The organism is Oceanobacillus sp. AG (assembly GCF_009746545.1).
Taxonomy (GTDB): Bacteria; Bacillota; Bacilli; order Bacillales; family Amphibacillaceae; genus Oceanobacillus; species Oceanobacillus indicireducens.
In genome coordinates this window covers 1-25639 of record NZ_WOWT01000002.1, presented here as the reverse complement: position 1 = coordinate 25639, position 25639 = coordinate 1, and the positions used below count along the sequence as shown (strand labels likewise).

Below are 25639 nucleotides of genomic sequence, written 5' to 3'. Positions count from 1 at the left end.
CATTCAAAGGAGAGATCCTCTAAATGAAGTTTCACTGTATGAGCTAATCCCTTTATTTTTACTTCGGGATACGTTATATTTAGAGTAACGAAACATTTCGTTGGAAGGAAGGGCATTACAAATTAGTTATCATCGAATAACAAATCGGAATTTGGCAATCATGTGGTTTGCTAACTTTTTTGTTAGCGGAAGTATGACAATGGTAGTTCCATTTATTTCATTGTACATCGCTTCAATGGGTAATTTCTCTGATGCGTATGTGCAAACGTGGTCAGGACTGACATTTGCAGTTACGTTCATTACTGCATTTATCTTTTCACCAATCTGGGGTAAAATTGGCGACCGTTACGGAAGAAAAAAGATTTTGATCATGTCCGCCGTCGGGATTGGACTATCTGTACTATTGATGGGGTTTGCCACAACAGTTTGGCAGCTTTTTTTATTGCGATTAATTATGGGAATTGTGACAGGCTTCATTCCAATGTCCCAGGCACTTATAGCTGTTCAAACACCAAAAGAAACAGCTGGTAAAGTACTTGGAACCCTACAGACAGGTAGTGTCACCGGTGCATTAATGGGACCAATGCTCGGCGGGGCTTTAGCAGATGCGTTTGGATTTACGAATACATTCAAATGGGTATCCGTTACAATCTTCATCTCTGCTATTCTCGTATTCTTCGTTAAAGAAGTGCAAATTAAAGTTTCAAAAGATGAACGAGATTATAAAACATATACTAGTAAAGAAGTGCTGAAGCATATTATCAGTAGACCGGTTCTGCTTGTTGTTATGTTGTTATCGTTACTCATACAAGTGGCGCATTTCAGTATCCAGCCAATCCTCTCTTTATTCGTAGAGGAAATTCATGGACCTGTGAACATCGCCTTTTTCGCCGGGATGGCATTCTCGGCAGCCGGACTCGGGAATCTTCTGTTTTCGCGCAGATTAGGTAAGCTCGGTGATAAGGTTGGTTATGTAAAAGTACTAACGGTTCTCTTATTCGCTGCAGGGCTTGTCTATTTACCAGGCGCCTTAGTCTCAAGTGTATGGCAACTTGTTATTCTAAGATTCCTGCTTGGTGTCGCTCTCGGTGGAATTGTGCCACTTAGAATCGCTTATATCCGTCAAGCCGCTCCATTATCGATGCAAGGGGAAGTGCTTGGTTACAATACAAGTCTTCGGTTTTTAGGTAACGTCATCGGACCTGCACTTGGTGGTCTGATTGCAGCATCATTCGGTTTCTCTGCCGTCTTCTATATTACAAGCGGACTACTTATTCTAAGTGGTGTCATCATGCTTTACACATGGTACACATCCGAATACGAAGAAAAAGATTCGAAACTGTTTTCCATGCTTAAACAATAAATAGACGAATGAACAAATAGGCCGGAACAAAAGCTTAACGCTTAGTTCCGGCCTTTCCATGCAGAATTATTGCATTTAGTCAAGCTTCCGATTATACTAGCAACAATAATAGGACAACATAGGCGTACAATCTTAGCCTACAGAGAAAGTGTGATGGAAATGGGAATTGTTGTCGTAGAAATTTGCGATGGAAATACCATTACGTTAGTTGATGTTGAAGGTATTTTAGAATCCGAATTTCCGGAAGTTGCAGTCATCATGAATGAATGCTTGAACTTCTGCGGATTATGTGCCGTCCGCCCGTATGCATTAGTCAATAACAAGCGAGTCTTCGGGAAAACACCGGAAGAATGTCTTGATAAAATAAGAGTTGCCATAAAAGAAGAACTTGCTCAATATGAATGAGCAAGTTCTTCTTTTTTCGTTGCTACGCCGCACAGGATATGCTAGTGCAAACGCCCTTAGATGGGTTGCAGTTCCAGGTGTTGCGAAACGAATCGCGTTTTTAACCTGCAAGGAGCTTTCGACTTTGTTCGTCATTTCCCAGGAAATAATTTGGTCCCTTTTGTCGAAAAAAGCCGGCGCTTATCACGTATTAACGGTCTGTAATATCCCTTACTCTAAACATGAGGGAACCCAATATGCGAAGGCTGGGGATAAAAAGTCCGTAAATCCCTGATTCTGTTCAACTAACATTCAGTGGGGGAGGTAAAGATACCCCAGAGTTTCACTTTATAAGCTTCCCTGCAAAATTTCCAAGGAATCTTGTTTATTCAGTTCCTTGAACACTCCATATTCCGGACGAACAGCGAATGAGGTATAAGTTGGGTCAAGAATAGAAAGCCTCCTTGATTACCCGATATGCACAATGCAATCAATTTCCACTAGAACATCTTTCGGTAACCGACTCACTTCAATTGTAGCTCGTGCCGGATAAGGCTCGATTAAGTATGAACCATAAACTTCATTCACCGAGCCAAAGTGTTCCATAGAGCTTAAATAAATCGTAAATTTAACCGCTTGGGAAAAATCGGTCTCCGCTTCTCTCAAGATTGCCTTTAGATTTTCCATTACTTGTTCTGTCTGTTTCTCAATACCTTCTGCGATCTCCCCTGTCTCCGGATCGACTGGAATCTGTCCGGAAATATATAGGAATTCTCCTGCTTGGATCGCTTGTGAATATGGCCCGATTGCTGCTGGTGCATTTTCTGTATAAATTGCTTTTACCAATGTAAATTCCTCCTTATTCTGCAACTAATTCTATTCTATCATTATACTAATTATCTTTCGATTCGAATAAGTCTTTTTCTCGGAATCTTCCATAACGATAATATAAAAATGCAAAGATACTGCTGATCATAAAGCTTACACCCATCCCCATCGCAATCCCTGTTTCACCGAACCACTTAGAGAAGAGCCAAGTAAGCGGATAACGCAACACCCAAAAGGATAATAAATTTAAGATGAGCACTTGATACATCGCTCCCGCTGCCCGTACAACTCCATTTAAAATAAAATTAATTCCTAAAAATGGATAACAGAGTGCAATAATCGATAGATACCTGGCACCGAAATCAACCGAGGCCTCATCGCGTGTAAACAATTTGATTCCATATTCACCAAATAAAATAATGAATATGCCAATCGTAACCATAATCGCAAAGTTAAATAACACACCATATTTTGCAATTTTGTCTACCCGCTTCCAGTTTCTGACCCCTATGTTTTGTCCTGCCATGCTCGTTATAGCTGTACTTAATGCTTGTGCAGGAAGCATGATAATACTATCGAGACGTTGCGCACTTGTAAACCCGGCAACAACCGGTCCACCAAATGACGTAACGACACTCATGATTGCAGCGGAACCAGCTGAAATAACCGCCATCTGCAGACCAGATGGAATACCAAGGTGAAAGATCAACCGAATATCTTTTAAAGCAGGAACGGTTGGAACGGTAAACGGTGCCAAGCGCTCACGTCTCATATGAAAGAATCCATATAGAAATGCAAGTCCCTGAGACACAACCGTTGCATAGCCAGCCCCTTGAATTCCCCAGCCAAACACTGAAATGAATAACGGATCAAGGGCAACGTTTGCAAGTACGGCGACTGTTACAAACCGAAGTGGCGTCTTACTATCACCAAGTGCACGCATGACCGTACTGATGAAGTTGTACCCAAATAAAAATAAAATCCCCATGAAATTAATTTGGAGATACGCCTTTGCATCATGTAACATCGTTTCCGGCGTGCCTAATAGATTCAATAATTGTTCAGCGAAGAAGAAACCAATGATACCGAGGAGGACAGCGAGTGAGGTCAAAAGCACAACAAATGCGTTCAAATAGCGCTTCAAGCCATCATCATTCTGCTTCCCCTTTTGCTGGGAAAGAATTGTGAGCGCCGCATTATTTAGTCCGATAATAAACGCGAGAACAGTGAATAGAATCGTACTAGATATTCCAATTGCTCCAAGCGAAGTTGCGCCGAGTAAGTTACCAACCCATAAACTATCGATAAATTGATAGGATGTCTGCAGTAAGTTCGTAAGCAGAATCGGCCAGGAGAAATAGAATAATTGCTTTAAAATATTTCCTTCCGTAAAGTCATATTGCCTTTTCATATCCAACCAGCCTTTATATCAATATTTAGTCTATCCTTCATGATACCGAATTGATAATAATAAGCAAAAGAGAGGCTCCTGGATATCAGGGCCTCCCTTCTCTTATAAACTTTCATTCACGCATTTGCCGCTTGCTTTTCCTCATTGCTGTTAGTTTTATTTTTACCCATGAACTGAATCACAAGCATAACTGCGAAAATAATTGCTCCAATCAGGTCAGAGTTTCCTTCTGGGTACATGAGCAAGATACCCGCAACAAAGGCAATGATCCGCTCAAACCAGGCCAGCTTCCGGTACCAATACCCGATTAGGCCTGCTCCAATTGCAATCATACCGGTAAGAGCCGTAATAATAATCCATGTCAAGCCTAGAAAGGTGACATCGATCATCAAGAGCTGTGGTTCAAAGATAAACATATACGGGATGATAAAGGCTGCAATTGCAAGCTTCGTCGCATTCACTCCCGTACGTATCGGTTCCCCGCCCGATATCCCAGTAGCCGCAAAAGCTGCCAGCGCTACTGGCGGGGTAATATCCGCCACGATTCCAAAGAAGAACACAAACATATGGGCGGCAAGAACTGGAATCGCCAGCTCATACTGGTCACTTAATGACATAATTGCCGGTAGAGCAATCGTTGATGTAATAATGTAGTTCGCCGTTGTCGGTGACCCCATCCCAATAATAATCGAAGTGATCATCGTAAAGGCCAACGTCAGCAAAATCAACATTATTTCATTTGTAGCAATACTTGAAGCAAGACCGACTAAACCGTTACCTAACTTCAAGCCTAACCCTGTTCGTGTTACTACTCCAACGATAATTCCCGCACAAGCTGTTGCAGCCGCAACACCGAGAGCTGTCCGCGCACCGTCTGTTAATGCAGTCAAGAGCTTACCTAGTGTAAATTTACCATTCTCATCAAGGAACATATTCGTTTCTTTACTGAACATACTCACAAGAATTGCAGAGAGAATACCATAAATAGCTGTCCGCTCAATACTAAAACCAGCAAATAAGAAGTAAACGATTGCGAGAATCGGTAAGAGCAAATAAAGTTTCTTCAAAACATCCATTTTATTCGGCAAGTCTTCTTTTTGAAGTCCTACAAGACCGAGCCGTTTCGCTTCCAGGTGAGTCATCACCCAAATACCAGTGAAATAAAGTAATGCGGGGATAACCGCCGCTTTAGCAATATCCCAATACGGAACGCCCGCAAATTCAATCATAAGGAACGCTGCGGCCCCCATAATCGGCGGCATAATTTGTCCACCGGTTGATGCGGCCGCTTCAACCGCTCCAGCGAAGTTCGGTTTATATCCGAGCCGCTTCATCATCGGAATCGTATATGATCCGGTTGTTACTGTATTCGCAACTGAACTTCCAGAAATCGTACCGTTTAAGGCACTTGAGAATATCGCTACCTTCGCAGGTCCTCCTACACGACGTCCTGCAATCGCTAGTGCCAAGTCATTAAAGTAAAGTCCGACACCTGTCTGAACTAAAAATGCCCCAAATAATAGGAATAAGAAAATATAAGTAGATGACACCTGAATCGGTGTACCTAAAATTCCTTCTGTCGTAAAGAACATCGTATTTATCAACTGGTTTAATGTCAAACCGCGGTGTGCGAGCATCCCAGGCATAGACTGACCAAAATACGCATAAGCAAGAAACAGAGCTGCAATAATAACGATTGGCAAACCAACCGCTCGCCTCGCTGCCTCTAAAACGAGCAGAACCGCTATTCCACCAATAATCATTTGCGTGTTATCAATACTACCGACCTTCATTACCAAAGTTTCATAGAATAATGGCCAGTAGGCACAGACGACAATAGACAAGATTACGAATATCCAGTCATACCATGGAACACTTGACTTTTTTAATCCCCTCTTTGCCGGGAATAATAAGAATATGAGTGATAAAGCAAAGCCTAAGTGAATCGTTCGCTGGATATATGCTGTCTTAGCCCCAAATGCTCCAGTGTAAAGGTGGAATAGAGAAAAAGCAATGAGTGTAAGGAAAACTACCCAACCGAGAATTCCACCTAATTTTCTCTGGTTTGATTCCGCATCATATTTCTCCATCAACTTCTGCTGTTCTTCTTCTGAGAGTTGTATTTCTTCCATATCCAACTTTTTATCTTTTTTGTCACTCATCAATCTTCACTCCTTTCAAGTATTTCCATAACGGAAGTTTATCTATTTTCACCGTATACCGAGCACCAGGTTCAAAGTAATCATTGAACCAAACCATCTGCTCTTCATCGTCACCCGCATATTGCCAGCGGAGCCGATGTTCGGACACGGTTTTACCATTGCGTATATTCATTGATTCAAAACGGATATTCATATTACCAATATGATACTTCCCATCCTTCGCTTCGAATGTCTGACCTTCTTCTGCATTGGAAGGCATACCAATTCCAAAAGATTCAAAAATCATTTCATATTGTTCAATATTTAAATCAGCTGTTATGATATATTTCTCCTCAACATCTGTCAGGTGGATCGAATGAGTAAATATTATATCGAATTGATCCCCTTTATTCATCGGCAGAAAAGCCGCAATCTCCTTCGTATTCTCTTGATAAAAAACAAGCGCCGTGCGCGAAGGGATAAATAAAATGAGGACGATAAGTAGTAGGATTATAAAGGCAATAATCATTTTTTTAAATTTCATTCTATGTAACCACCAGTTTTTTCGTCAATAAAGTGAAACTTCATTCAGTGGGGGTTTCTTCTCCCCCCCCACTGAATGTTAGTTGAACAGAATCAGGGTTTTACGGACTGTATACCCCCACCTTCACATGTAGGGTTACCCTCATGCTTAGAGGTGGGGGTATTACAGACCGTTAATACGTGATAAAACGGCCGGCGTTCAAAACTAATCTACCGTCTTGATTGCCGGCCACGAAATTCAGTTAATTATTCATCAAGCACTCCTGCTTCTTTGAAGTAACGCTCCGCACCTGGGTGGAAATCGATTCCGATTCCTTCAACACCTGTTTCTGGTGTAATAAATTCCCCTTTAGAGTGTGTAATCGTGTCCGCATTATCATAGATTGCTTTCGTAATGTCATAGACAACATCTTCTGATAAGGAGTCTGTCACCGCAAGCATTGCAAGAACTGCTACAGTCTTGATCTCTTCATCTACACTACTGTATGTCCCCGCGGGAATCGTGTCCTCTGCATAGTATGGATATTTTTCAATAATGGCATCAATCTTGTCTTGCTCAATCGGTACGACGGAAACTTCTGTTGTAGCACCTAAGCCTTCAACTGCCCCAGTAGGTGTACCTGCAGTGATGAATGCTGCATCGATATTACCGTCTTGAATACCGCCAGTTGATTCGTCGAAATCCAAATGCTGGGCATCGACATCATCCATTGTCATATCGTAAGCTTCGAATATCTGTTCAGCGTTGATATAAGTACCTGATCCTGGTGCACCTACAGATACCTTTTTACCCGCAAGGTCTTCCACTGATTCGATACCTGAATCTGCTGTTGTTACAATTTGTACCGTTTCCGGATAAAGGGATCCTATTGCCAATACATTGTCAACCGGTTCACCTTCAAACGCATTAATTCCTTCTACCGCGAAAGCTACGACGTCTGTTTGTACAAAAGCAAGCTCTGCCTCGCCTTCTTTAAGGGCAATAACATTATCCGCAGAAGCATTGGAAGACGGAGAATCTGTTTGAATCCCTGTCTCACTCGTGATAATTTGCGCCATTTCTCCGCCAAGCGGGTAATAAGTACCGCCCGTTCCACCCGTAAGCATACTTAGAAAATCGGGCGTATCTTCTCCCGTTTCTACATCCTCAGTGCCTTCATTACTGGCGTTGTCGCCGCCAGTATCCCCAGTTGCATCTCCTTCGTCATCTCCTCCGCCACAAGCTGCCAAGAATAAAGCAAGCGCTATCAAAAGAACGGAGAAAATAGATAATTTACTCTTTTTCACCTTATATCCCCCTTTCGTTATACGTAAAATTCTAACAAAAGTCTCTATTTTGTCAATATAATTCTTGTAAACTATCGGCAAGTTAGCAATTTTCTATAGGAATTTAACGATAATTACCATACAAATCACGAATTAGGTTCGTACTATTCCTTTCTAATACTCTACCTGTTTTAAGTAAAAAGTTCAACAAAAATGTATCCGTTTTCAATTCACTTCTTGACAATATTACGAAAATTCAATATGATAGTGTGTAAATATTTTGATGTTTCTCATGATTGGAGGTTAATGAGATGAAAGTAAAGATAGCTGTGTTCGGAATACAGGAAACAATTGACCGAGTTTATGCAATTTTACCAGAAGATGCCGAGATTGAATTGTTGCCTTTCGTTTATTCCAATGTGAATGAGACAACCTCTCTCCTTGATACCGTTTATAATTGTGATGTTTACTTATTTACAGAATATCTCTCTTATCTATATGCCCGAAATCAAATTGAAAGGAAACGCCTGCCAACCGTAGCGATTGAATTAGACCCGTATAGGATAAGCGCGGCCCTCTACCGATTACAAGCGGAAGGTCCGGTTAAACGAATTGCTTTCGATTTGTTTGATGAAGCCTACCTAAGAGATGTAAAAAGTGAGCTAGACTTGGAAGACGGACAGATTCACTCATACCTGCATGACTCGTGGGAGAGACCAGATATAGACAGCCTGCTCACCTATTACACTACGCTTTGGCAAAAAGGGAATATCGATCATGTTCTTGCAAGTACAGCAGAAATCACTGCAGCTCTTCAACAAAAAAATATCCCAGCAAGCACCATTCACTTACCTGATCTCCGGCTGAAACAAGCGCTAGAGAAAGCCATTTCACTTGCCAAATTAAGTGAATCGGAAAACACACAGATGGTGACTGGCTATATTTCAATCCAAGGAATTGATGAAAACACAGAAATCGTCGGACATCGTTTAGATATTTTAAAGCAAATCAGGAAGATCGTAGCACGGTTTACCAATCGGACAGATTCAACCTTCACAGAGACGAAGGAAAGACGATTTATTATATACGGTAGTGAGAAGCTACATAAGCATTTGAAAGAACATTACCGTTCATTTCCTTTATTACAAGAAATGAAAAGCAGTAAGCTTCCTGTTTATCTTGGATTCGGACTGGGACTCAGTGCACTCGAAGCCGCGAAAAATGCCGAAATAGCGCATGAAAGCTGTCTACGAAGTGATCATAGTATTTGTTATATCACAAATGAAAGACAAGAAATGATTGGACCGATTGGCGTCGAAAAGGAGATTGACACATCAAGTCTATATCAAGCATTGATCCACGATGCTCGCTTGAATAATGAGCTTTCGTATAATTTTATTGATTTTATTACCAACCGAAATAATGAACCATTCTCAACAAATGATGTGGCATTGTTTTATCAAGTAACGAAACGGAGTGCTGAACGGACGGTAAATAAGTTACTAACAGGGGATGTCATAAGGGTAGCTGGTGAAGAACGACCCTATAAAAAAGGGAGACCACGCAAGTTATTTACGCTGAATCATTAATGCAAACAAAAAACCTCCATATTGCCCCTAATAAAGGGTCATATGGAGGACTTCTTTTCATTTACAAACTCAATAATTCCCGAATATCATCTTCGCTCAGGCTGCTTAGCATTTGTTCGCCTGGCTGAATGACTTGGTTGATGAGTTCACGTTTTTTCTGTTGCAATTCGTAGATCTTTTCTTCAATCGTTCCTTCTGCAATGAGACGGATGACTTGAACGATATTTTTCTGTCCAAAGCGGTGGGCTCTGCCGGTTGCCTGATCTTCTACGGCCGGATTCCACCAGAGGTCATATAAGATAACCGTATCGGCACCGGTCAGGTTCAACCCGGTTCCCCCTGCCTTTAGCGAAATAAGGAAGACACTCTTCTCCCCGCCGTTAAAGCGTTCGCTCATATGCTGACGTTCCTCGGAAGCCGTATCTCCGCTCAGGTAAAAGAAATCGATTCCTTCTTTATTCAGTTCCTTAATAATCAATTCATGCATACTCGTGAATTGGGAGAATATCAGCATTCGTTTGTCGTTTTCAAGAGCTGTCTTCACCGTTTCCATTAATTGCATTAGCTTGCCCGACTCCCCTTGATAATTCTCAATAAATAAAGAGGGGTGACAGCATAGCTGCCGCAATCTTGTCAGTCCTGCGAGAATCTTCATCCGGTTCTTATTAAAGCCACTATCTTGAAGTGACTCAGAAGCGTCTTGCTGTACTTGCTGCAAATAACCGACGTACAATTCCTTTTGTTCCTTGGTCAACTCAGAAAGACTAACAGATTCAATTTTATCCGGTAATTCCTTCAATACATCCTGCTTTAAACGGCGTAAAATAAACGGTCTTGTGATACTTGCAATTCTCTCATTCGAAAGCTGCTTGAAACTTCGTATATTCGGCATTAAGCCTGGCAAAACGACTTGAAAAATGGCCCATAATTCTTCAATCGAGTTCTCAATCGGTGTCCCACTTAAAGCAAAGCGGCGAGAAGCATTGATCTGACGGATTGCCTGGGACGTCTTCGTTGCATAGTTTTTAATATATTGGGCTTCATCCAGGATCAATGTTTGAAAGTCGAGTTGGCTATATTGTTCGATATCCTGACGTACTGTTGAATAAGAAGTGATCCAAACATCGACATCCTGCTTATTCTCGATTTTTTCAAGTCTCTCTGCCGGTGACCCGGTTAATATTTCAACCTTTAAATGTGGTGTGAATTTATCGAATTCATTCTTCCAATTATAAACAACCGATGATGGAGCGACGACTAGATGCAGCTTGTCACTCGGTTCAGATGCAAGATAAGCGATTGTCTGCAATGTTTTCCCAAGCCCCATATCATCTGCCAAAATCCCACCTAAGTGATAACGACTGAGTGACTTGAACCATTGATAGCCTGTCAGCTGATAATTCCTTAAATCGGCGTCCAGATTTTCCGGCAATTTATCGACATGTTCTTCTGGTGAACGCAAATGATGAATGAGTGAGCGGAATTCCGGGTCATGGCTTTTTTTCGTATCGATCAGTTCATCAATTTGCGTACTCCGGTAGAGCGGCATTTGCACGTTTCCGCTGGTCACATCCTGTTTTTTTATATCCAGCTGATCGAAAAACTCATTTATAGAGGAAAAAGCATCATTTTCAAGCGAGAGGATTGCCCCGCTACTTAAACGGTAAAACCGTTTCTTTTCAATAACTGCCTGTAAAATTGAATCCACTTCCGATTCATCCACTCCGTCAATATCAAAGCTGATTTCAAGCAGATTGGAAGCCGAATCGAGATTCACGTTTGTTGTAGCTGTCGGTTCATGCTCTACAATCATATACTTCAAATCAGACGTCAGAAACAATTCCACTTTGTCCGCCAACAGTGGGAGGATTTTATAAAGAAATTCATAAAGCTCCTCTTCTTCTATTGTTTCCAGATAGAGTTCCTTCCCGTTATACCGGAAATTCGCATGCTCAATCAGCTCCATAATTTCCCGTTCTTTCTCCACTTCACGGATAATGATCACATCATTTTGCCCGCGTCCATTAAATGGGTTAACGAGATGCTTTCCGTATTGATATTCCAACTTTCCTTTCACTACCTCATCCTGCAATTCAAGGTAAAGTTTCGCTTGAAGTGGCACCTGAATGACTTCTTCAATAATATTCTCTGCAACCGTGACATCACCTACCGTTTTTAAAGACGGAATGACTTCGGAAAAGAAACGGTCTGCCTGCTGCTTTGAAATCGCAAGGGCATGATGATTAATGTTAAATTTAAACAAGTTGGCAACAATCTCGGTTTGTTCTGGAGTAATGAAATAAAAGACCCCATTATTCAACAGCATATTATATTCCTTCAAAACAGACATACCGCTGCCTTCTTTAAGCCGCAGCAAAATGTCCGCTTCGTTACTTTTTTCAAGCATAAATTGAAAAGGGAATCCCTCTTCAGCAATCGTTACATCCTCATACGTCCGGTCCGCAACTGTAACCGTTGTCTTCCGGTTTGCAAGCTTCATGAGCAAATCACGCGCGGCAAGAGGCGGAATTGTCATATACCGGTTGTCGGCTGAATTTGTCATCGAATAGAACGTGGAGTGGTAAATATTTTCATTCTTCCAGATCGCATGTAACATCCGGAATACTTCCTCATCCAACTGCAGAAGATAATTTTCCTCTGGCCTGAATGTGAAGTTCTTCGTAAAAAAGTATTCTTTACCAGAAAGGACTGCATCGATTAGTTCAACCAGTTCTTTTACCACATAAGTGCGATTCTCTCCGAATTTCAATTCAATGAGTAAATTGCCACTATAACTAACATGCAAATGATACTCTACCTGTACCGGCGTCTGGTCCATGACAAGGCTCGGATTTTTCTGGTCTAATTGCTGCAGCTCGCTAATCTGCTCAATGAACCGGTCTGTAATTTTATAATCATAGGAAACTGCCTGTTCCCCGGACCCGTCCTTCGCTTGTATCATTAGCAAAGTTGCTACAATATGCTTACAGGAGCCATATGTGTCGAACGCTGGGCAATCACAATACGTTTCAATCATTCCTTTATTGATGCCTTTTACATCGATTTCCACAAAATAATCTTCCGTACCGGTGACGGTTGTTGTCCACACACCATGATTCCTGTCATAGAGCGGTTCACTGACTCTGCCCTTGTTATAATAATCGACTCCCCGACGGTAGATGACCGATGGGAATAATCTGCTGATATTAACATCCTTTAATGGTTTCAAGATCCTACTACCTGCCTTTATGTTATTGCCTTAGTTCCATTTTAAAGGAAGCAAGGATAAAAGTGAAAAGAAATCATATTACGCTCCGCTGCCGTTTTCCTTTTAGATAAAAATAAATATAAATGATGATGGAGCAAAGAATGGAGATCGATGATGCAATATAAATCGATGCGTAATTAATATTCGATGCGAGCATCCCGAAGAAAATCGCAGCAACTCCAATCCCTAAGTCAAAGAAGGAAAAGAATGTTGCGTTCGCCATCCCTTTCCGGTTCGCTTCCGCCCTATCTACCGCCCAGGCCTGAAGCGCCGGTTGTACTGTTCCAAAACCAAATCCATACAACGCTGCTGCAGTCAACAAAATCGTCTTACTTGGTAACCAAGCGAGTAAAAGCATGGCAGAAAAGATGAAAAGAGCACCTGGAATGAAGACATAGAGATGCCCTTTCTTATCATAAATCTGTCCTGCAAAGAGCCGGGAAAACATAAGGAAAATCGCGTAAACAAGAAAATACATTGTAATCCCTTCTACATTCCGCTCTAGTGCATGAAGTGGTAAGAAGGTAGCGATCCCGCCAAATGTCGCCGTAATGAAAAACATAAGGATCGAAGGCTGTAACGCAGTCTTCTCAAGCACATCAAAACGAGCAGGTTTTGATTGTGTCTCCGGTGCTTCTACCTTTTTATAACGTATGCCAAGGGATAAAAGTAATGCAGTAAGTCCAAGTGTTGCGCAGATGAAAAAGATATCCCGAAACGAAATGATGCCAACAAGGGATAAACCGAGGGACGGCCCCATGGCAAGGGCAATATTTCCAGATAATCCGAAATACCCCATCCCCTCTCCTCTTCTCTTAGGTGGAATCAAGTCTGTTGCAATTGTTCCTCCTGCAGTCGTAGAAAATCCCCAGCCTGCACCCTGAATCACCCGTACTAATCCGAGTAGAAAAATACTTGCAAGGAACCCATAAATCCCCATTGTTATTACAAAAATAGCTAACCCAATAATATATACGAAGCCACGCCCTTTTGTTTCCAATGCATGGCCAGCGAATGGTCTTAATAATAATGCCGAAAAAGTAAAGATCCCAACAATGATACCAACCATCTGGTCACTGCCACCAAGCTCCTTTACATAGAGCGGGAGTGTTGGCAGCGTCATTTGGAAACCAAGAAAAATAAAAAAGTTAGCTAACCAAATAAATATAAAATCCTTTGTCCAAATTTTATCCTCTTTTGGTCTCGAGTATGCTCTTGCCTCTCCCATTTGATCAGACATCCTCTCCTAAATGCTTAATACTAAATTATACCGGATTACTTCGAGAATGGAAATATCTTAACTTGCGCATCTGTAAATGAGAAAGCAAATCATCCTTATCAAGCGCCCGCATGGTAGATTGCTTTCTTTCAGTGTAAGTGCAACTTTCTTCTGGAGGTTCGCAGTCCAGACACCTCTCGCTTTCCGCGGGCGGCTGGTGAGCCTCCTCGCACGCTTTGCGCGCTGCGGGGTCTCACCTAGGCCTATCGACGAACAGGAGGTTCTAATGCCGGCATTGGTCACAGGACGTGACCGTACTTAGCCGGCCTCCCGCAGGAGTCTCGAGGTGTCTGGGCTGCTCCGAGGAAAGGCCAAATTTGGAGCACTATTTATTATTTCTTAAATAGAACGCTTATTATGGTGGGATATTTTCCATCAACAATAACACTCTCTACCAGTTCAGTTGCCCAGTGGACGGTGACTCCTGCGGGAATAGCACGAGTCCGGAGACCCCGCAGGGCGGTAGCCCGAGGAGGCTTCGGCTGTGCCCGCGGAAAGCATCCGTCCACTGGGCAACTGAACGGCGGTTAGAACGCCATAATTAGTGAACGAGCCAGATACTTACGCTGAATGAAAGCAAGTAAGTTACTTTGCTAAGAAGAATTTTTTAAAAAGTGTGCCACTATGAAACTTTTATCTATTCCATCCGTATAACCTACTACGGCGAAGCATACATATTTTATATTGGAAAGGAGTCTATACCTGTATGGAAACGATGTTGGAAGTAAAAGGACTTAATAAATCCTTTAAAGACAAACAAGTTTTAAAAAACATATCCTTCGAAGTAAATAAGGGTGAAATAATGGCCATCCTTGGGCCGAACGGAGCAGGGAAATCAACAACCATCCGTAATATTATGGGAATCATGTATCCCGATGAAGGAACTGTAACATTCCATAACCACCAAGGAAAAGGAATACCACAAAATAAAATTGGCTACCTTCCCGAAGAACGGGGCTTGTACAAAAATGTGAAAGTGATGGACATCTTGCTTTACCTTGCTGATTTAAAAAGTTACCCCTTGGACAAGGCAAAGAAACGTATTCTTGATTACTTGAAAAAGTTTGACTTGGAAGGAAAAGAAAATGTCAAAATGGAAGAATTATCAAAAGGAATGGGACAGAAGGTACAATTTATCGGCGCAGTCATCCATGAACCGGAGTTATTAATCCTCGATGAACCTTTCTCCGGCCTTGATCCAGTGAGTCAGGAAATTTTCAAAGATGAAATTCGAAGTCTCCGGGATAATGGCACTGCTATTTTACTTTCTTCTCATCAAATGAACCTGGTCGAAGAAATGTGCGACCGTTTATTTATGATTCAGCGTGGAGAAAAGATCATTTATGGGTCACTCTATGATGTAAAACAAGAATATGCGAATTTCAAATGTACCATTCGTGGAAGCAATGAAAGAGGTACACTCGAGACGATTCCTGAAGTTGAAAATATCGAACAGGACGGCGATGTAGCCATTCTTTACTTAACGAAGGATGTTAATCCAAACCGTTGGCTGAAACAACTGCCAGACGATGTTACGATTCAGGAGCTGGCGATTGACCGAGTATCTCTCCATGAAATCTTTATTGATATCGCTACAGATAAACGCTTAATGTCGGAAGAAGGTGAAATCCATGCGTAATGCAATGAAAGTTGCGAAATGGGAAATCAAGCGAAATATGAAAAATAAAACCTTTCTAATCGGGTTATTCCTTACTCCCCTATTAATCGTCGGTTTCGGCTTGATTGGCAGCTGGATTGGAGGCAGTTCTGACGATGACTCTCATGAAGATGAGATGACTGTTTTTATTAATGATGAGATTGGTATCATAGATGAACTTACACAATATGCTTCTGAAAGTGGACTGGAATGGTCTATAGAGGAAGCGAATGTGGAAATTGGCGACGTTGCTGCTGAGTTAGATGGTGCGGAGGATACCGCCTATATTTTATTAAATGAAGCTGCTTTAAATGATGGTGTCGTTCCAGTATATATCGCGGAAGATGTCGATCCATTCTTTTCAAGTCAACTAGCAATTTTCCAAGGGCCAATCCTCGCCCATCAGATGAAAGCGCTCGGGTTAACGGAAGAGCAATCGCTTGCTGTCTCTCGCGGGATTCAGTTTGTCGAAATGGATGCAGAAGAAATGACGAACGACAAAGCTCTTGAAGACGAGGCATCCGGTGAAGACTTCCTAGCGGGAATCGTCCCAGCAGCCTTTGGAGGAATTATTTTCATTTCGATCCTTTTCACCGGGATGGCAATGTTCCAAAGTGCATCCCAGGAGAAAAAAGATAAAATTGCTGAAATCATTCTCTCTTCCGTCACTCCTGAGGAATTGATGCAAGGGAAAATTATCGGTTATTTCGTCCTTGGACTTGTGCAGGCCGCTGTATTGCTTGTATTTTTAGTGCCAATGATCCTGTTTCTAACCGATGTTCCGCTATTTGAGTATCTGTTCGTCCCAGAGACTCTTCTATTCGTACTCCTTGCCGTCTTAAACTACTTAATGTTCGCAGCAATCTTTGTCGGAATTGGGGCTACGATTGAAGATGTAACAACTTCAGGAAATTTCCAAGGGATCGTCATGATGCTTCCGTTCTTGCCATTTATTTTCATCGGTCCGGTCGTTGGGGATCCTTCTGGTTTAATGGCACAAATCGGTACCTATATTCCATTCACGGCACCAGGTGTACTACTGCTCCGACTCACGATGCTCGATGTTTGGCCGTGGCTTGAGATTAGTATTTCACTTGTAATTATCATCGTCAGTGTCCTTGTATTTATTCGACTTGCTGGTAAGATCTTCAAAGTCGGAATTCTTATGTATGGGAAGAATGCAACTCCCGGAGAAATTTGGAAATGGTTAAAAGCATGAAGTACTTTTTCCATTTAATCTAGAAATATACTATAATACTAGTATAATAGTATTCACTTGTAGGGGGTAATAATTATGTTAATGTATGTTATAGCCTTGGGTATAGGAGTATGTGTTAGTTTAATTATCGCAAGCGAAGTATGGGATTAATAAGCATGCACAGAGCGCATCCGCTAAATGGATGCGCTCCTTTTTTATGTAAAAACCTAGACACTGACGCTGAATGAAGTAATCGGCAGTTACGTTCATTTAGTTAATTAGCTTTTCCAGACCTTTTTCCTATCTTTTCTGAATAGTCCTTTATTATCATTCTTGATTTATTTCTCTTATTCCCTTGTTTACTATATTCATTCATATTATTATAAAACTATTAATCTAATTTTTTCCAAAAGTAGAAGGAGGCATTTATGAAGAACCTCAAGATTAGCTTTATCGTAATAGTATTACTTACTTTCTTTATTCATGTGGAAAAAATGGAAGCAGCAAGTGGACAAACCTATGAAGTCGGGGCTAACATACTCCACGTTCGCGAAGATCATGCAGGTGATGCAAGGATTATCGGGTTGCTAAATAAAGGGGATAAGCTCACCGCCTTTGGGGAGCAATATGGCTGGGTGCAGACGTATTATGGCGGAAGCACCGCCTGGGTCGCGAAACATCATTTAATTCCTACAGACTCTGCAGTCACCACAGCAAGTTCTGATCAAGCCGCTACAACAAAAGCGTCTGAGTCAACAACCGCCGGCCAGATTACCGTTACAGCACCGAGTGTGAACATTCGCTCTGGTCCAAGTCTGGATCATGCAGTCATTGCCGGGGCAGTACAAGGGGAAACTTTTCATACAATCTCCGTTTCCGGGGATTGGGTAAATATTAAGCTGTCTAACGGAGATACAGGATGGATTGCTGCTTGGCTAACAAGTTCGCAATCAAACATGGCAAGCACAAGTGAGACTGCAACAGAAATAGGAACTACACAGGTTGCAAGTGCCAGTACGGAACAAGTTCAATCTTCAGCAAACAGCTCCCTTTCCGGTTTTAACATTGTGTTGGACGCCGGGCATGGCGGAAAAGACCCTGGTGCAATTGGTCTTAGCGGGATACACGAGAAAGACCTCGTCCACCAAACGACTAATACAATTGCGCAAGTGCTGCGGAATTACGGGGCAACCGTAATCGAAACACGGACATCGGATTATTATTTATCATTGGATGAGCGAGCAAATTTGAGCAATGCCTATGACACGGATGCTTTCATCAGTATCCACTACAATTCGTTCCCTATCGTCTCCGTACAAGGAATTAATACGTTCTATTATAGTGATGCGGGGTATCAGTTAGGGAAGCATGTTCATTCAAATCTTAGTTCTACTGTCCCCTTAACGAATCGAGGACTGGGACAAACAGGTTATAAAGTGTTGCGCAATACGGATGCACCAGCCATTTTACTTGAGCTAGGATTCATCACAAATCCGTATGATTTATCCGTTATTCAAACTGCCGATTACCAGCAGACAGTTGCAGAATCGATTGCACAAGGATTACTAAACTATTTTCATTAAAAACAAATCCCTTCACCATTTTCGGCTGAAGGGATTTCTTAACTTAAGTATCCAGGGCTAACCACGTCCGCTCTGCGCCCAACAACTATCAAACTTCACCCTCCTCCAATCCATAAAGAAGAATTGCCGAGCGATCTTTATAAGGCTTAGTCGCACTTATACCCTTGTCGTGAAAGTCAACTCAGAACTAGGGGAAATTCGATTAAGTACGCCCCGTCGTGGGAGGCACAGTTTGTACGTTGCTACGAAGCAGAGGATGTGCTAATACAAACGCTCTTCGGTGGGACGAGTAATCGCAGTCCCAGGCGTTGCGAAACGAATCGAAGCTATATAGAGCGATTGAACTTACCCCCGTCTATGTTTATGATTAAGAAAGCGAGCAGTATAAACTCTGCGGAAAAAGTCGATTCCGAACTCGCGATTGATGCTGAAACCGGGGAATTGCTTAATATGGAATCACTGAATTAAATAATGTAACCATTATTGCTTAAACTGTTCTAAACGGCTGAAGAAATCAACGACAAATTCATAAAAGATTTTCTCCGTCGGTAGTAATTCTCGGTCGGCGGGAATGATCATCCCAACCGTGCGGGTAACGACTGGATCAATTAATGGAATTCGGACCGTTGCCCGTGGTTGATTGTCGACGAGGGTGCTTTCCGGAACAAGAGAAATGCCTAAACCTGCCGAGACGAGCCCCTTGAGTGCATCAATATCATCCCCTTCAGACGTAACCTTAGGTGTAAAACCAACTCGTTCACAAGCCTGGACGAGAATACGTCTTAAGATAAAGCCTTCCGGGAACATGATAAAAGATTCCTCACGCAGATCCGTGAGCTGTAATGCACGTTGATTTGCTTTTGGATGATTCAGGGGTAATAAGGCGACGACTTTTTCCGTTGACAGCACCTTCCCCTGTAAGCGAGCTTCATCCACTGGCACCGGCGCAAGTAATGCCATATTCGTCTTCCCTTTCAATACATAGTTTTTTAATTCATAATAATTACCTTGAATTAATTTAAATTTAACTTCCGGGTAATTCCTGCGAAAGGCAGAGATCAATGTCGGCAAAATATACAATGCCAACGTACTGACGAAGCCAATATGGATCGTTCCCTTCTCGGGGTCGGTGTATTCATGAATGACCTGTTCCGCATCTTCAATCACATGGATCGCCTGCTCCATATGCTTTAAGAAAATTTCTCCAATTGGAGTGAGCCGGACATTTCTCCCTTCACGGATAAATAAACTAACCCCAAGTTCTTCTTCAAGCTTCGCAATCTGCCGGCTAACCGCAGACTGGGCAACATGCAGGTTATTTGCGGCATCGGTTACATGTTCTCTTTTCGCTACTTCAATAAAGTATTTAATCTGTCTTAGTTCCATGTATTTCAGCCCTCCTATGCTTATTATCTCATATCGGCATTGATTATATCTATTATTTATATTGTTTAGATAGATATAAAAAGGTAAAATTGAAATATAGTTATACGTACAGACATAAGGAGGATTGGCAAATATATGAACACAATCAGTAACCAACTAGATACTGAGAATAAAAAAGTATCCACATATCTCGATGAAATTTATCGTTCGGTTGTGAAACGAGATCCGAATCAACCTGAGTTCCACCAAGCTGTTGCTGTCTTCCTCCAATCGATTCTCCCTCTATTAGAAAAAGAACCTCATTACATGGAATTGGGTATCCTCGAACAAATCGTTGAACCCGAACGCGTTATTTCTTTTCGCGTCACATGGGTGGATGACAACGGAAAAACCCAAGTAAACCGTGGGTATCGAGTACAATTCAATAGTGCTATCGGGCCTTTCAAAGGTGGTATCCGCTTTGACCCAAGCGTTAACTTGAGTATCGTAAAATTTTTAGGATTTGAACAAACATTTAAAAACTCACTAACCGGCCAACCAATCGGCGGGGCTAAAGGCGGGGCTGACTTCGATCCAAAAGGAAAGTCGGATAATGAAATCATGCGCTTTTGTCAAAGCTATATGACCGAGCTCGCCAGATATATCGGACCTGACATTGACGTTCCTGCCGGCGACCTTGGAGTCGGAGCAAAGGAAATTGGTTATATGTTCGGCCAATATAAACGAATACGCGGTGCTTATGAGGCTGGAGTAATTACTGGAAAAGCTCCCGTTTATGGTGGCAGTCTCGGAAGAACCGAAGCAACCGGTTATGGAACGATTTATTTCTTGAAAGAAATGCTGAGAGACATCGGCCGTAACATTAGCGGAAGTTCCGTCGTCGTTTCCGGTTCCGGTAATGTATCGATTTATGCGATGGAAAAAGCGAGCCAGCTTGGAGCGAAAATTGTCGCTTGCAGTGATACTTCCGGCTACATTTATAATAAAAATGGTATTGTCGTTGAAGTACTTAAAAGGATTAAGCAAGTTGATAAAGGCAGAGTTAGCGATTACCTGAAATTCGATCCAGATACAACATTCCATGAGAACTGTAAAGGTATTTGGAGTGTCCCTTGTGACGTTGCCTTACCTTGTGCAACTCAGAACGAACTAGATGAAGAAGATGCGCTTGAACTTGTCAAAAACGGTGTCATCGCAGTTGCGGAAGGGGCAAACATGCCATGCACGCAAAAAGCAACAAATGTATTGCTCGAAAACGGTGTAACGTTCGGACCGGCCAAAGCAACAAATGCTGGTGGAGTGGCTGTTTCCCAGTTGGAAATGGCACAAAACAGTATGCGTCTCAAATGGACATTTGAAGAAGTTGATGAACGCCTCCAAGATATTATGATGAACATTTATGAAAATTGTGTAGATGCAACCGAACAATTTGATAATGCCACGAACTTAATCCAAGGTGCAAACATTGCCGGATTTAAGAAAGTTGCCGATGCAATGATAGCTCAGGGCGTTATCTAAAAAGTTATTAAAAGACCTGCCATTCTTCTTGATTGGCAGGTCTTTTTTATAAACAAGGACACTCGTGATTTCAGTCGTGAGGGATTCAAAGCAATTGCATCGTTGTAACACACGTTCCATCACCTTCATAAGTGGATAGAACTTCTTCTGCTGTTTTACCTTCATACGATATTTTCACTTCAAATTCATCGTTACGCGGCAACCAAAGATCAATAAATCCATTGTCCATCGTTTCCATTGTTTCATTGACGACGATGTTGCCCTCGCTATCCGTAATTTCCACTGCAAATGCTTCTTTTACCATCTCGCCCTGGCACCCGGTTAAGCTATGATCGAAGCAAGGATGGGTTACTTCTTCAAATGGTGCGATCGATAGGAAGAATTTATCTTCAGGAAGGTCATAGATTTCTTCTTCATTATTCTCATTTGTCACAATCAACTCCTTAGAGGTGATTGATGCAGAGACATCCTTAAACGTACCAGTACTGTATTCATGGACTAATTGTTCAATATCACGTGATGCTTCTTCGGTTCCCGATCCCTCTTCTTCCGCGTTGCAAGCAGCCAAGATAAGACCCGCTAGTAGAAGGATAATCATTGCCATCTTTTTCATCATTTGTTCCACTCCCACGGTATAAATAAAATCTTATACCTCATTTTAGCATGGTAACAATCATACTGGAATAGGGATAAATGAAGATTACTTGACAACTTGTTTACCCTAAAACGACACGGTCATCCTCGAATTGTACCTTGCGAATCCGCTGGAATTCGTGCAAGAGATCTTCTACAGTCAATCTCTGCTTTTCAATCCCATTTGCTTCAAAAATAATTTGTCCTTTATCCATCATGACTAGCCGGTTTCCGAGGTCAAGGGCTTGTTGCATGTTATGGGTCACCATCAATGTTGTAAGCCCCGCATCCGCCACGACTTTTTTCGTAAGATCCGTAATTAACTCCGCCCGGGATGGGTCAAGGGCTGCCGTATGCTCATCCAGCAAGAGAATATCTGGGTCGGTAAAAGTTGTCATGAGCAGAGATAGCGCCTGCCGTTCTCCACCTGACAGCAACCCAACTTTTGCTGTCAGACGATCTTCCAAACCAAGATTCAATGTCTGCAAGTATTCTTTGAACATTTTCTTGCGATGTTTCGTAACACCAAAGGTTAATTTTCGTTTCTTATTTCTTGAATAGGCCATCGCTAAATTTTCCTCAATCGTCATGGATGGTGCCGTCCCTGCCATCGGATCCTGGAAAACCCGGCCGATAAAACGGGAGCGTCTGTACTCTGAAAGGTGGACGACCTGTTTTCCGTTAATGAGCACATCTCCAACATCAGGTAAAAGTTGGCCGGCAATAACGTTCATGAGTGTGGACTTCCCCGCTCCATTACTGCCGATAACAGTGACGAAATCCCCTTTTTCCAAGCTTATGTTAATATTGTTTAATGCCTTCTTTTCATCAACTGTCCCTTCATTAAAGACGACGGAAATTTTTTTCACATCAAGCATTTCTTAACCAACCTCCTTGATATCTTGCTCTAAAGCCCGTCGCTTTTCAATTCGGCGCTTCTTCTCGCGCTGGGCCTGGAGAATCTTCGGTGAAATAAGCGCAATAATAACGATAATCGCCGTAATGAGCTTCATGTCGCCTGTTTCGAGAAAATCAAATCGTAATGCAAGTGTCACAATTATTCGGTAAATGACCGCTCCTCCGATAACTGCGAGGGTTGCTCTGGCAATTGTCTTCGTGCCGAAAAGCGCTTCTCCAATAATGACAGAGGCAAGACCGATAACAATCATTCCGATTCCCATTCCAACATCAGCGAATCCACCAAGCTGGGCAATTAACCCTCCAGAAAGTGCGACTAGCCCATTGGATAAGGCAACTCCGAGAATCGTCAAGTTATCCGTGTTCGCAGACAAACTACGAATCATCCGCTTATTATCTCCAATCGCCCGGATTGCGAGTCCGACCTCTGTCTTCAGAAAATAGTCGGTAACTAGTTTAATAACAACCGTCACAAGGAGCATAACAATTAAAATTGCCCATGTACTTGGCGGCCGGTCAATCCCGAAGATACCTAACATACCATTTAGGCTGTTATCAATCGAAGTCCCCCATACACGTCCCAATTGGTCGAAAATAGTTGATTCCATATGGAGGGATAAGGTCGGTTGACCGAGAATACGAAGGTTGATCGAATATAAAGCTGTCATCATGAGAATTCCTGCTAAAAGAGCATTCACTTTTCCTTTTGTATGCAGTAATCCTGTTAGTGTGCCCGCAACAAAACCTGCAATACCAGCAAGAATCGTAGCGATAATTGGTGGAACTCCATTAATGATGGCTAGTGCAGCCACAGCAGCACCTGTGACAAAGCTTCCATCAACGGTTAGATCAGGGAAATCAAGAACTCGGAATGTCAAATAGACACCAAGTGCCATTATTGCATAAATAATCCCTGATTCTACTGCGCCAAACATTGAAATAAACATAATTTGTACTCCCCCTGCTGACTTCTTTCGATATAGTAAGAAGATAAGCCGCCAATGTTAGCGACTTATCCCCTGTTTTTACTCCATAAAGTGAAACTTCATTCAATGAAGAATTCCTTCCCTCCCCACTGATTGTTAGTTGAACAGAATCAGGGATTTACGGACTGTATATCCCACGCCTTCCCATCTTGAGCTTCTCTCATGTTTAGAGGTGGGGATATTACAGAACGTTAATCCGTGGTAAAGTGAAACTTCATTCAGTAGGGGTTTCCTTTCCACCCCACTGAATGTTAGTTGAACAGAATCAGGGATTTACGGACTGTATATCCCACACCTTCCCATCTTGAGCTTCCCTCATGTTTAGAGGTGGGGATATTACAGAACGTTAATCCGTGGTAAAGTGAAACTTCATTCAGTAGGGGTTTCCTTTCCACCCCACTGATTGTTAGTTGAACAGAATCAGGGATTTACGGACTGTATATCCCACACCTTCCCATCTTGAGCTTCCCTCATGTTTAGAGGTGGGGATATTACAGAACGTTAATTCGTGATAAATTGTGCATCTTCATCCCAGTCGGAATGCCATTCGACGTTTTGTGCTTCAGCTGCTTCCTTATTTATGAACAGTTGCATTTCTGCAGGATATTCTACCGGGATTTCACTTGGTGATTTGTCATTAGTTAAAATATCAACAGCCATTTCACCTGTGCGGTAACCTATCGTATGATAATCTATTCCGTATGTTGCGAAGCCGCCTTTAGCAAGGGAGTCTGGTTCTCCGACAATGAGCGGGATGCTATGTTCATTAGCAACACTCACAACACTATCGAATGCTGAAACTACCGTGTTATCTGTAATAATATAAAACACATCTACATCTTCCACTAACGTAACTGCGGCTTGTTGCACTTCCGATGTATTAGCCACAGTACGTTCAACAACCGTAAGATCGGTTCCTTCCGCCACTTCTTTCACTGTGTTCACTTGAGTTACAGAGTTTTGCTCCCCGGCATTATAAATCATCCCAATCCCTGCACCTGGAAAATAATCGGCAATAAACTGCACTGTTGATTGGATTCCTTCCGGGTGTAAGTCTACTACCCCCGTTACATTACCTCCAGGCTCTTCCATCGACTCAACAAGCTTTGCCTCAACAGCATCTGTCACCGATGTAAAAAGGATCGGAATCTCACTCGTTGCTTGTAATGCGCCAAGTGCACTTGGTGTAGAGTTTGCAAAGATAAGATCCACTTCATCCGCAACAAAACCGTCGGAAATCGGCTTTACGTTATTCTGATCGTTTTGCGCAGTTTTGAAGTCATATTCTACATTCAGCCCAGCATCCTCGAGTGCTTGCTGGAACCCTTCATATGCAGCATCAAGTGATGGGTGCTCAGCAATTTGCGTTGCGCCAATTTTGTATACTTCCCCATCCGTATTTTCATTCTCATTGCCTTCTGATGACTTCGTATCATCGGAACCACAAGCTGCAAGAAGCAAGATTCCAATTGTAAACAATAACAAAACTAGCTTTCTCATCTACTTTTCCCCCTATGTGTATTAACGCGTTAAAGTAATAATGCATAGAGCGATTTTACCATATTTTCTGTATTTAAGATAGACTTTTTTAAAAAAATTCTGTTAATAGTTCCGGGACAGGGGGGTCAGAGCATTTGTCCCGCAACAAGTGGGGCCAAAGAGAGGACACCCCCGTACCACAAGAGAGT

General features: G+C 42.2%; 19 protein-coding genes. 7 read left to right on the top strand and 12 right to left on the bottom strand.

What is annotated here, in order from left to right; all coding sequences use genetic code 11:
• Positions 1 to 160 precede the first annotated feature (160 nt).
• Complete coding sequence (locus GN217_RS00165) at positions 161 to 1363, top strand: MFS transporter (RefSeq protein WP_156854517.1); 1203 nt, start codon at positions 161 to 163, stop codon at positions 1361 to 1363.
• Between the two features lie 159 nt (positions 1364 to 1522).
• On the top strand, positions 1523 to 1768 hold the full coding sequence (locus tag GN217_RS00160; RefSeq protein ID WP_156854121.1) for a YuzB family protein: 246 nt from the start codon (positions 1523 to 1525) through the stop codon (positions 1766 to 1768).
• A 447-nt stretch (positions 1769 to 2215) separates the two neighbouring features.
• On the opposite strand, the gene GN217_RS00155 is transcribed toward GN217_RS00160, so the two are convergent.
• From GN217_RS00155 to GN217_RS00135, 5 genes are all read right to left on the bottom strand, one after another.
• On the bottom strand, positions 2216 to 2593 hold the full coding sequence (locus tag GN217_RS00155; protein ID WP_156854119.1) for a RidA family protein: 378 nt from the start codon (positions 2591 to 2593) through the stop codon (positions 2216 to 2218).
• Positions 2594 to 2639: 46 nt separating this feature from the next.
• Positions 2640 to 3986, bottom strand: a complete 1347-nt coding sequence (locus tag GN217_RS00150; protein ID WP_156854117.1) for an MATE family efflux transporter — start codon at positions 3984 to 3986, stop codon at positions 2640 to 2642.
• A gap of 116 nt (positions 3987 to 4102) precedes the next feature.
• The gene (locus GN217_RS00145) at positions 4103 to 6148 is read right to left on the bottom strand and encodes a TRAP transporter permease (protein WP_156854115.1); all 2046 of its coding nucleotides are present in this window, start codon (positions 6146 to 6148) and stop codon (positions 4103 to 4105) included.
• On the bottom strand, positions 6141 to 6671 hold the full coding sequence (locus GN217_RS00140; RefSeq protein ID WP_156854113.1) for a DUF1850 domain-containing protein: 531 nt from the start codon (positions 6669 to 6671) through the stop codon (positions 6141 to 6143). Before GN217_RS00140 ends, GN217_RS00145 begins: the two co-directional genes overlap by 8 nt.
• Positions 6672 to 6916: 245 nt before the next feature.
• A complete protein-coding gene (locus GN217_RS00135) occupies positions 6917 to 7957 on the bottom strand; it encodes a TAXI family TRAP transporter solute-binding subunit (RefSeq protein WP_156854111.1) in 1041 nt (346 codons plus the stop codon).
• Positions 7958 to 8247: 290 nt separating this feature from the next.
• On the opposite strand from GN217_RS00135, the gene GN217_RS00130 reads away from it, so the two are divergent.
• The gene (locus tag GN217_RS00130; RefSeq protein WP_156854109.1) at positions 8248 to 9525 is read left to right on the top strand and encodes a hypothetical protein; all 1278 of its coding nucleotides are present in this window, start codon (positions 8248 to 8250) and stop codon (positions 9523 to 9525) included.
• Positions 9526 to 9586: 61 nt separating this feature from the next.
• Here GN217_RS00130 and GN217_RS00125 read toward each other — a convergent pair whose 3' ends face one another.
• Complete coding sequence (locus GN217_RS00125; protein WP_156854107.1) at positions 9587 to 12754, bottom strand: DEAD/DEAH box helicase; 3168 nt, start codon at positions 12752 to 12754, stop codon at positions 9587 to 9589.
• Between the two features lie 73 nt (positions 12755 to 12827).
• Positions 12828 to 14033, bottom strand: coding sequence for an MFS transporter (locus GN217_RS00120; RefSeq protein ID WP_156854106.1), 1206 nt, complete (start codon positions 14031 to 14033; stop codon positions 12828 to 12830).
• A 745-nt stretch (positions 14034 to 14778) separates the two neighbouring features.
• Here GN217_RS00120 and GN217_RS00115 point away from each other — a divergent pair.
• The 3 genes from GN217_RS00115 to GN217_RS00105 all read left to right on the top strand — a co-directional run bounded on the left by GN217_RS00115 (position 14779) and on the right by GN217_RS00105 (position 18510).
• Entirely contained in the window at positions 14779 to 15711 is a 933-nt protein-coding gene (locus GN217_RS00115; RefSeq protein ID WP_156854104.1) for an ABC transporter ATP-binding protein, read from the top strand.
• Positions 15712 to 15715: 4 nt separating this feature from the next.
• The gene (locus GN217_RS00110; protein ID WP_232334276.1) at positions 15716 to 16948 is read left to right on the top strand and encodes an ABC transporter permease; all 1233 of its coding nucleotides are present in this window, start codon (positions 15716 to 15718) and stop codon (positions 16946 to 16948) included.
• A gap of 407 nt (positions 16949 to 17355) precedes the next feature.
• A complete protein-coding gene (locus tag GN217_RS00105; protein ID WP_156854100.1) occupies positions 17356 to 18510 on the top strand; it encodes an N-acetylmuramoyl-L-alanine amidase family protein in 1155 nt (384 codons plus the stop codon).
• Positions 18511 to 18990: 480 nt separating this feature from the next.
• On the opposite strand, the gene gltC is transcribed toward GN217_RS00105, so the two are convergent.
• The gene (gltC, locus tag GN217_RS00095; protein WP_156854096.1) at positions 18991 to 19896 is read right to left on the bottom strand and encodes a glutamate biosynthesis transcriptional regulator GltC; all 906 of its coding nucleotides are present in this window, start codon (positions 19894 to 19896) and stop codon (positions 18991 to 18993) included.
• 135 nt (positions 19897 to 20031) lie between these two features.
• Here gltC and gdhA point away from each other — a divergent pair, with 135 nt between their 5' ends.
• Positions 20032 to 21414 (top strand): NADP-specific glutamate dehydrogenase, encoded by a 1383-nt coding sequence (gene gdhA / locus GN217_RS00090; RefSeq protein ID WP_156854094.1) that lies wholly within the window; start codon positions 20032 to 20034, stop codon positions 21412 to 21414.
• A gap of 85 nt (positions 21415 to 21499) precedes the next feature.
• Here gdhA and GN217_RS00085 read toward each other — a convergent pair whose 3' ends face one another.
• From GN217_RS00085 to GN217_RS00070, 4 genes are all read right to left on the bottom strand, one after another.
• Positions 21500 to 22027 carry a CueP family metal-binding protein gene (locus tag GN217_RS00085; RefSeq protein ID WP_156854515.1) on the bottom strand — a complete coding sequence of 176 codons (528 nt, stop codon included), beginning with the start codon at positions 22025 to 22027 and terminating at the stop codon, positions 21500 to 21502.
• 103 nt (positions 22028 to 22130) lie between these two features.
• A complete protein-coding gene (locus GN217_RS00080; RefSeq protein ID WP_156854092.1) occupies positions 22131 to 22925 on the bottom strand; it encodes an ABC transporter ATP-binding protein in 795 nt (264 codons plus the stop codon).
• Positions 22926 to 22928: 3 nt separating this feature from the next.
• Positions 22929 to 23912 carry an ABC transporter permease gene (locus GN217_RS00075; RefSeq protein ID WP_156854090.1) on the bottom strand — a complete coding sequence of 328 codons (984 nt, stop codon included), beginning with the start codon at positions 23910 to 23912 and terminating at the stop codon, positions 22929 to 22931.
• 540 nt (positions 23913 to 24452) lie between these two features.
• Positions 24453 to 25451, bottom strand: coding sequence for an ABC transporter substrate-binding protein (locus tag GN217_RS00070; RefSeq protein ID WP_156854088.1), 999 nt, complete (start codon positions 25449 to 25451; stop codon positions 24453 to 24455).
• Positions 25452 to 25639: the final 188 nt, after the last annotated feature.

Bases quoted from the DNA above. Each gene is read 5' to 3' on its own strand.
- GN217_RS00165 (WP_156854517.1), top strand. From the start codon at position 161: ATGTGGTTTGCTAACTTTTTTGTTAGCGGAAGTATGACAATGGTAGTT.
- GN217_RS00160 (WP_156854121.1), top strand. From the start codon at position 1,523: ATGGGAATTGTTGTCGTAGAAATTTGCGATGGAAATACCATTACGTTA.
- GN217_RS00150 (WP_156854117.1), bottom strand. From the start codon at position 3,986: ATGAAAAGGCAATATGACTTTACGGAAGGAAATATTTTAAAGCAATTA.
- GN217_RS00145 (WP_156854115.1), bottom strand. From the start codon at position 6,148: ATGAGTGACAAAAAAGATAAAAAGTTGGATATGGAAGAAATACAACTC.
- GN217_RS00140 (WP_156854113.1), bottom strand. From the start codon at position 6,671: ATGAAATTTAAAAAAATGATTATTGCCTTTATAATCCTACTACTTATC.
- GN217_RS00130 (WP_156854109.1), top strand. From the start codon at position 8,248: ATGAAAGTAAAGATAGCTGTGTTCGGAATACAGGAAACAATTGACCGA.
- GN217_RS00120 (WP_156854106.1), bottom strand. From the start codon at position 14,033: ATGTCTGATCAAATGGGAGAGGCAAGAGCATACTCGAGACCAAAAGAG.
- GN217_RS00115 (WP_156854104.1), top strand. From the start codon at position 14,779: ATGGAAACGATGTTGGAAGTAAAAGGACTTAATAAATCCTTTAAAGAC.
- GN217_RS00110 (WP_232334276.1), top strand. From the start codon at position 15,716: ATGAAAGTTGCGAAATGGGAAATCAAGCGAAATATGAAAAATAAAACC.
- GN217_RS00105 (WP_156854100.1), top strand. From the start codon at position 17,356: ATGAAGAACCTCAAGATTAGCTTTATCGTAATAGTATTACTTACTTTC.
- gltC (WP_156854096.1), bottom strand. From the start codon at position 19,896: ATGGAACTAAGACAGATTAAATACTTTATTGAAGTAGCGAAAAGAGAA.
- gdhA (WP_156854094.1), top strand. From the start codon at position 20,032: ATGAACACAATCAGTAACCAACTAGATACTGAGAATAAAAAAGTATCC.
- GN217_RS00085 (WP_156854515.1), bottom strand. From the start codon at position 22,027: ATGAAAAAGATGGCAATGATTATCCTTCTACTAGCGGGTCTTATCTTG.
- GN217_RS00080 (WP_156854092.1), bottom strand. From the start codon at position 22,925: ATGCTTGATGTGAAAAAAATTTCCGTCGTCTTTAATGAAGGGACAGTT.
- GN217_RS00075 (WP_156854090.1), bottom strand. From the start codon at position 23,912: ATGTTTATTTCAATGTTTGGCGCAGTAGAATCAGGGATTATTTATGCA.
- GN217_RS00070 (WP_156854088.1), bottom strand. From the start codon at position 25,451: ATGAGAAAGCTAGTTTTGTTATTGTTTACAATTGGAATCTTGCTTCTT.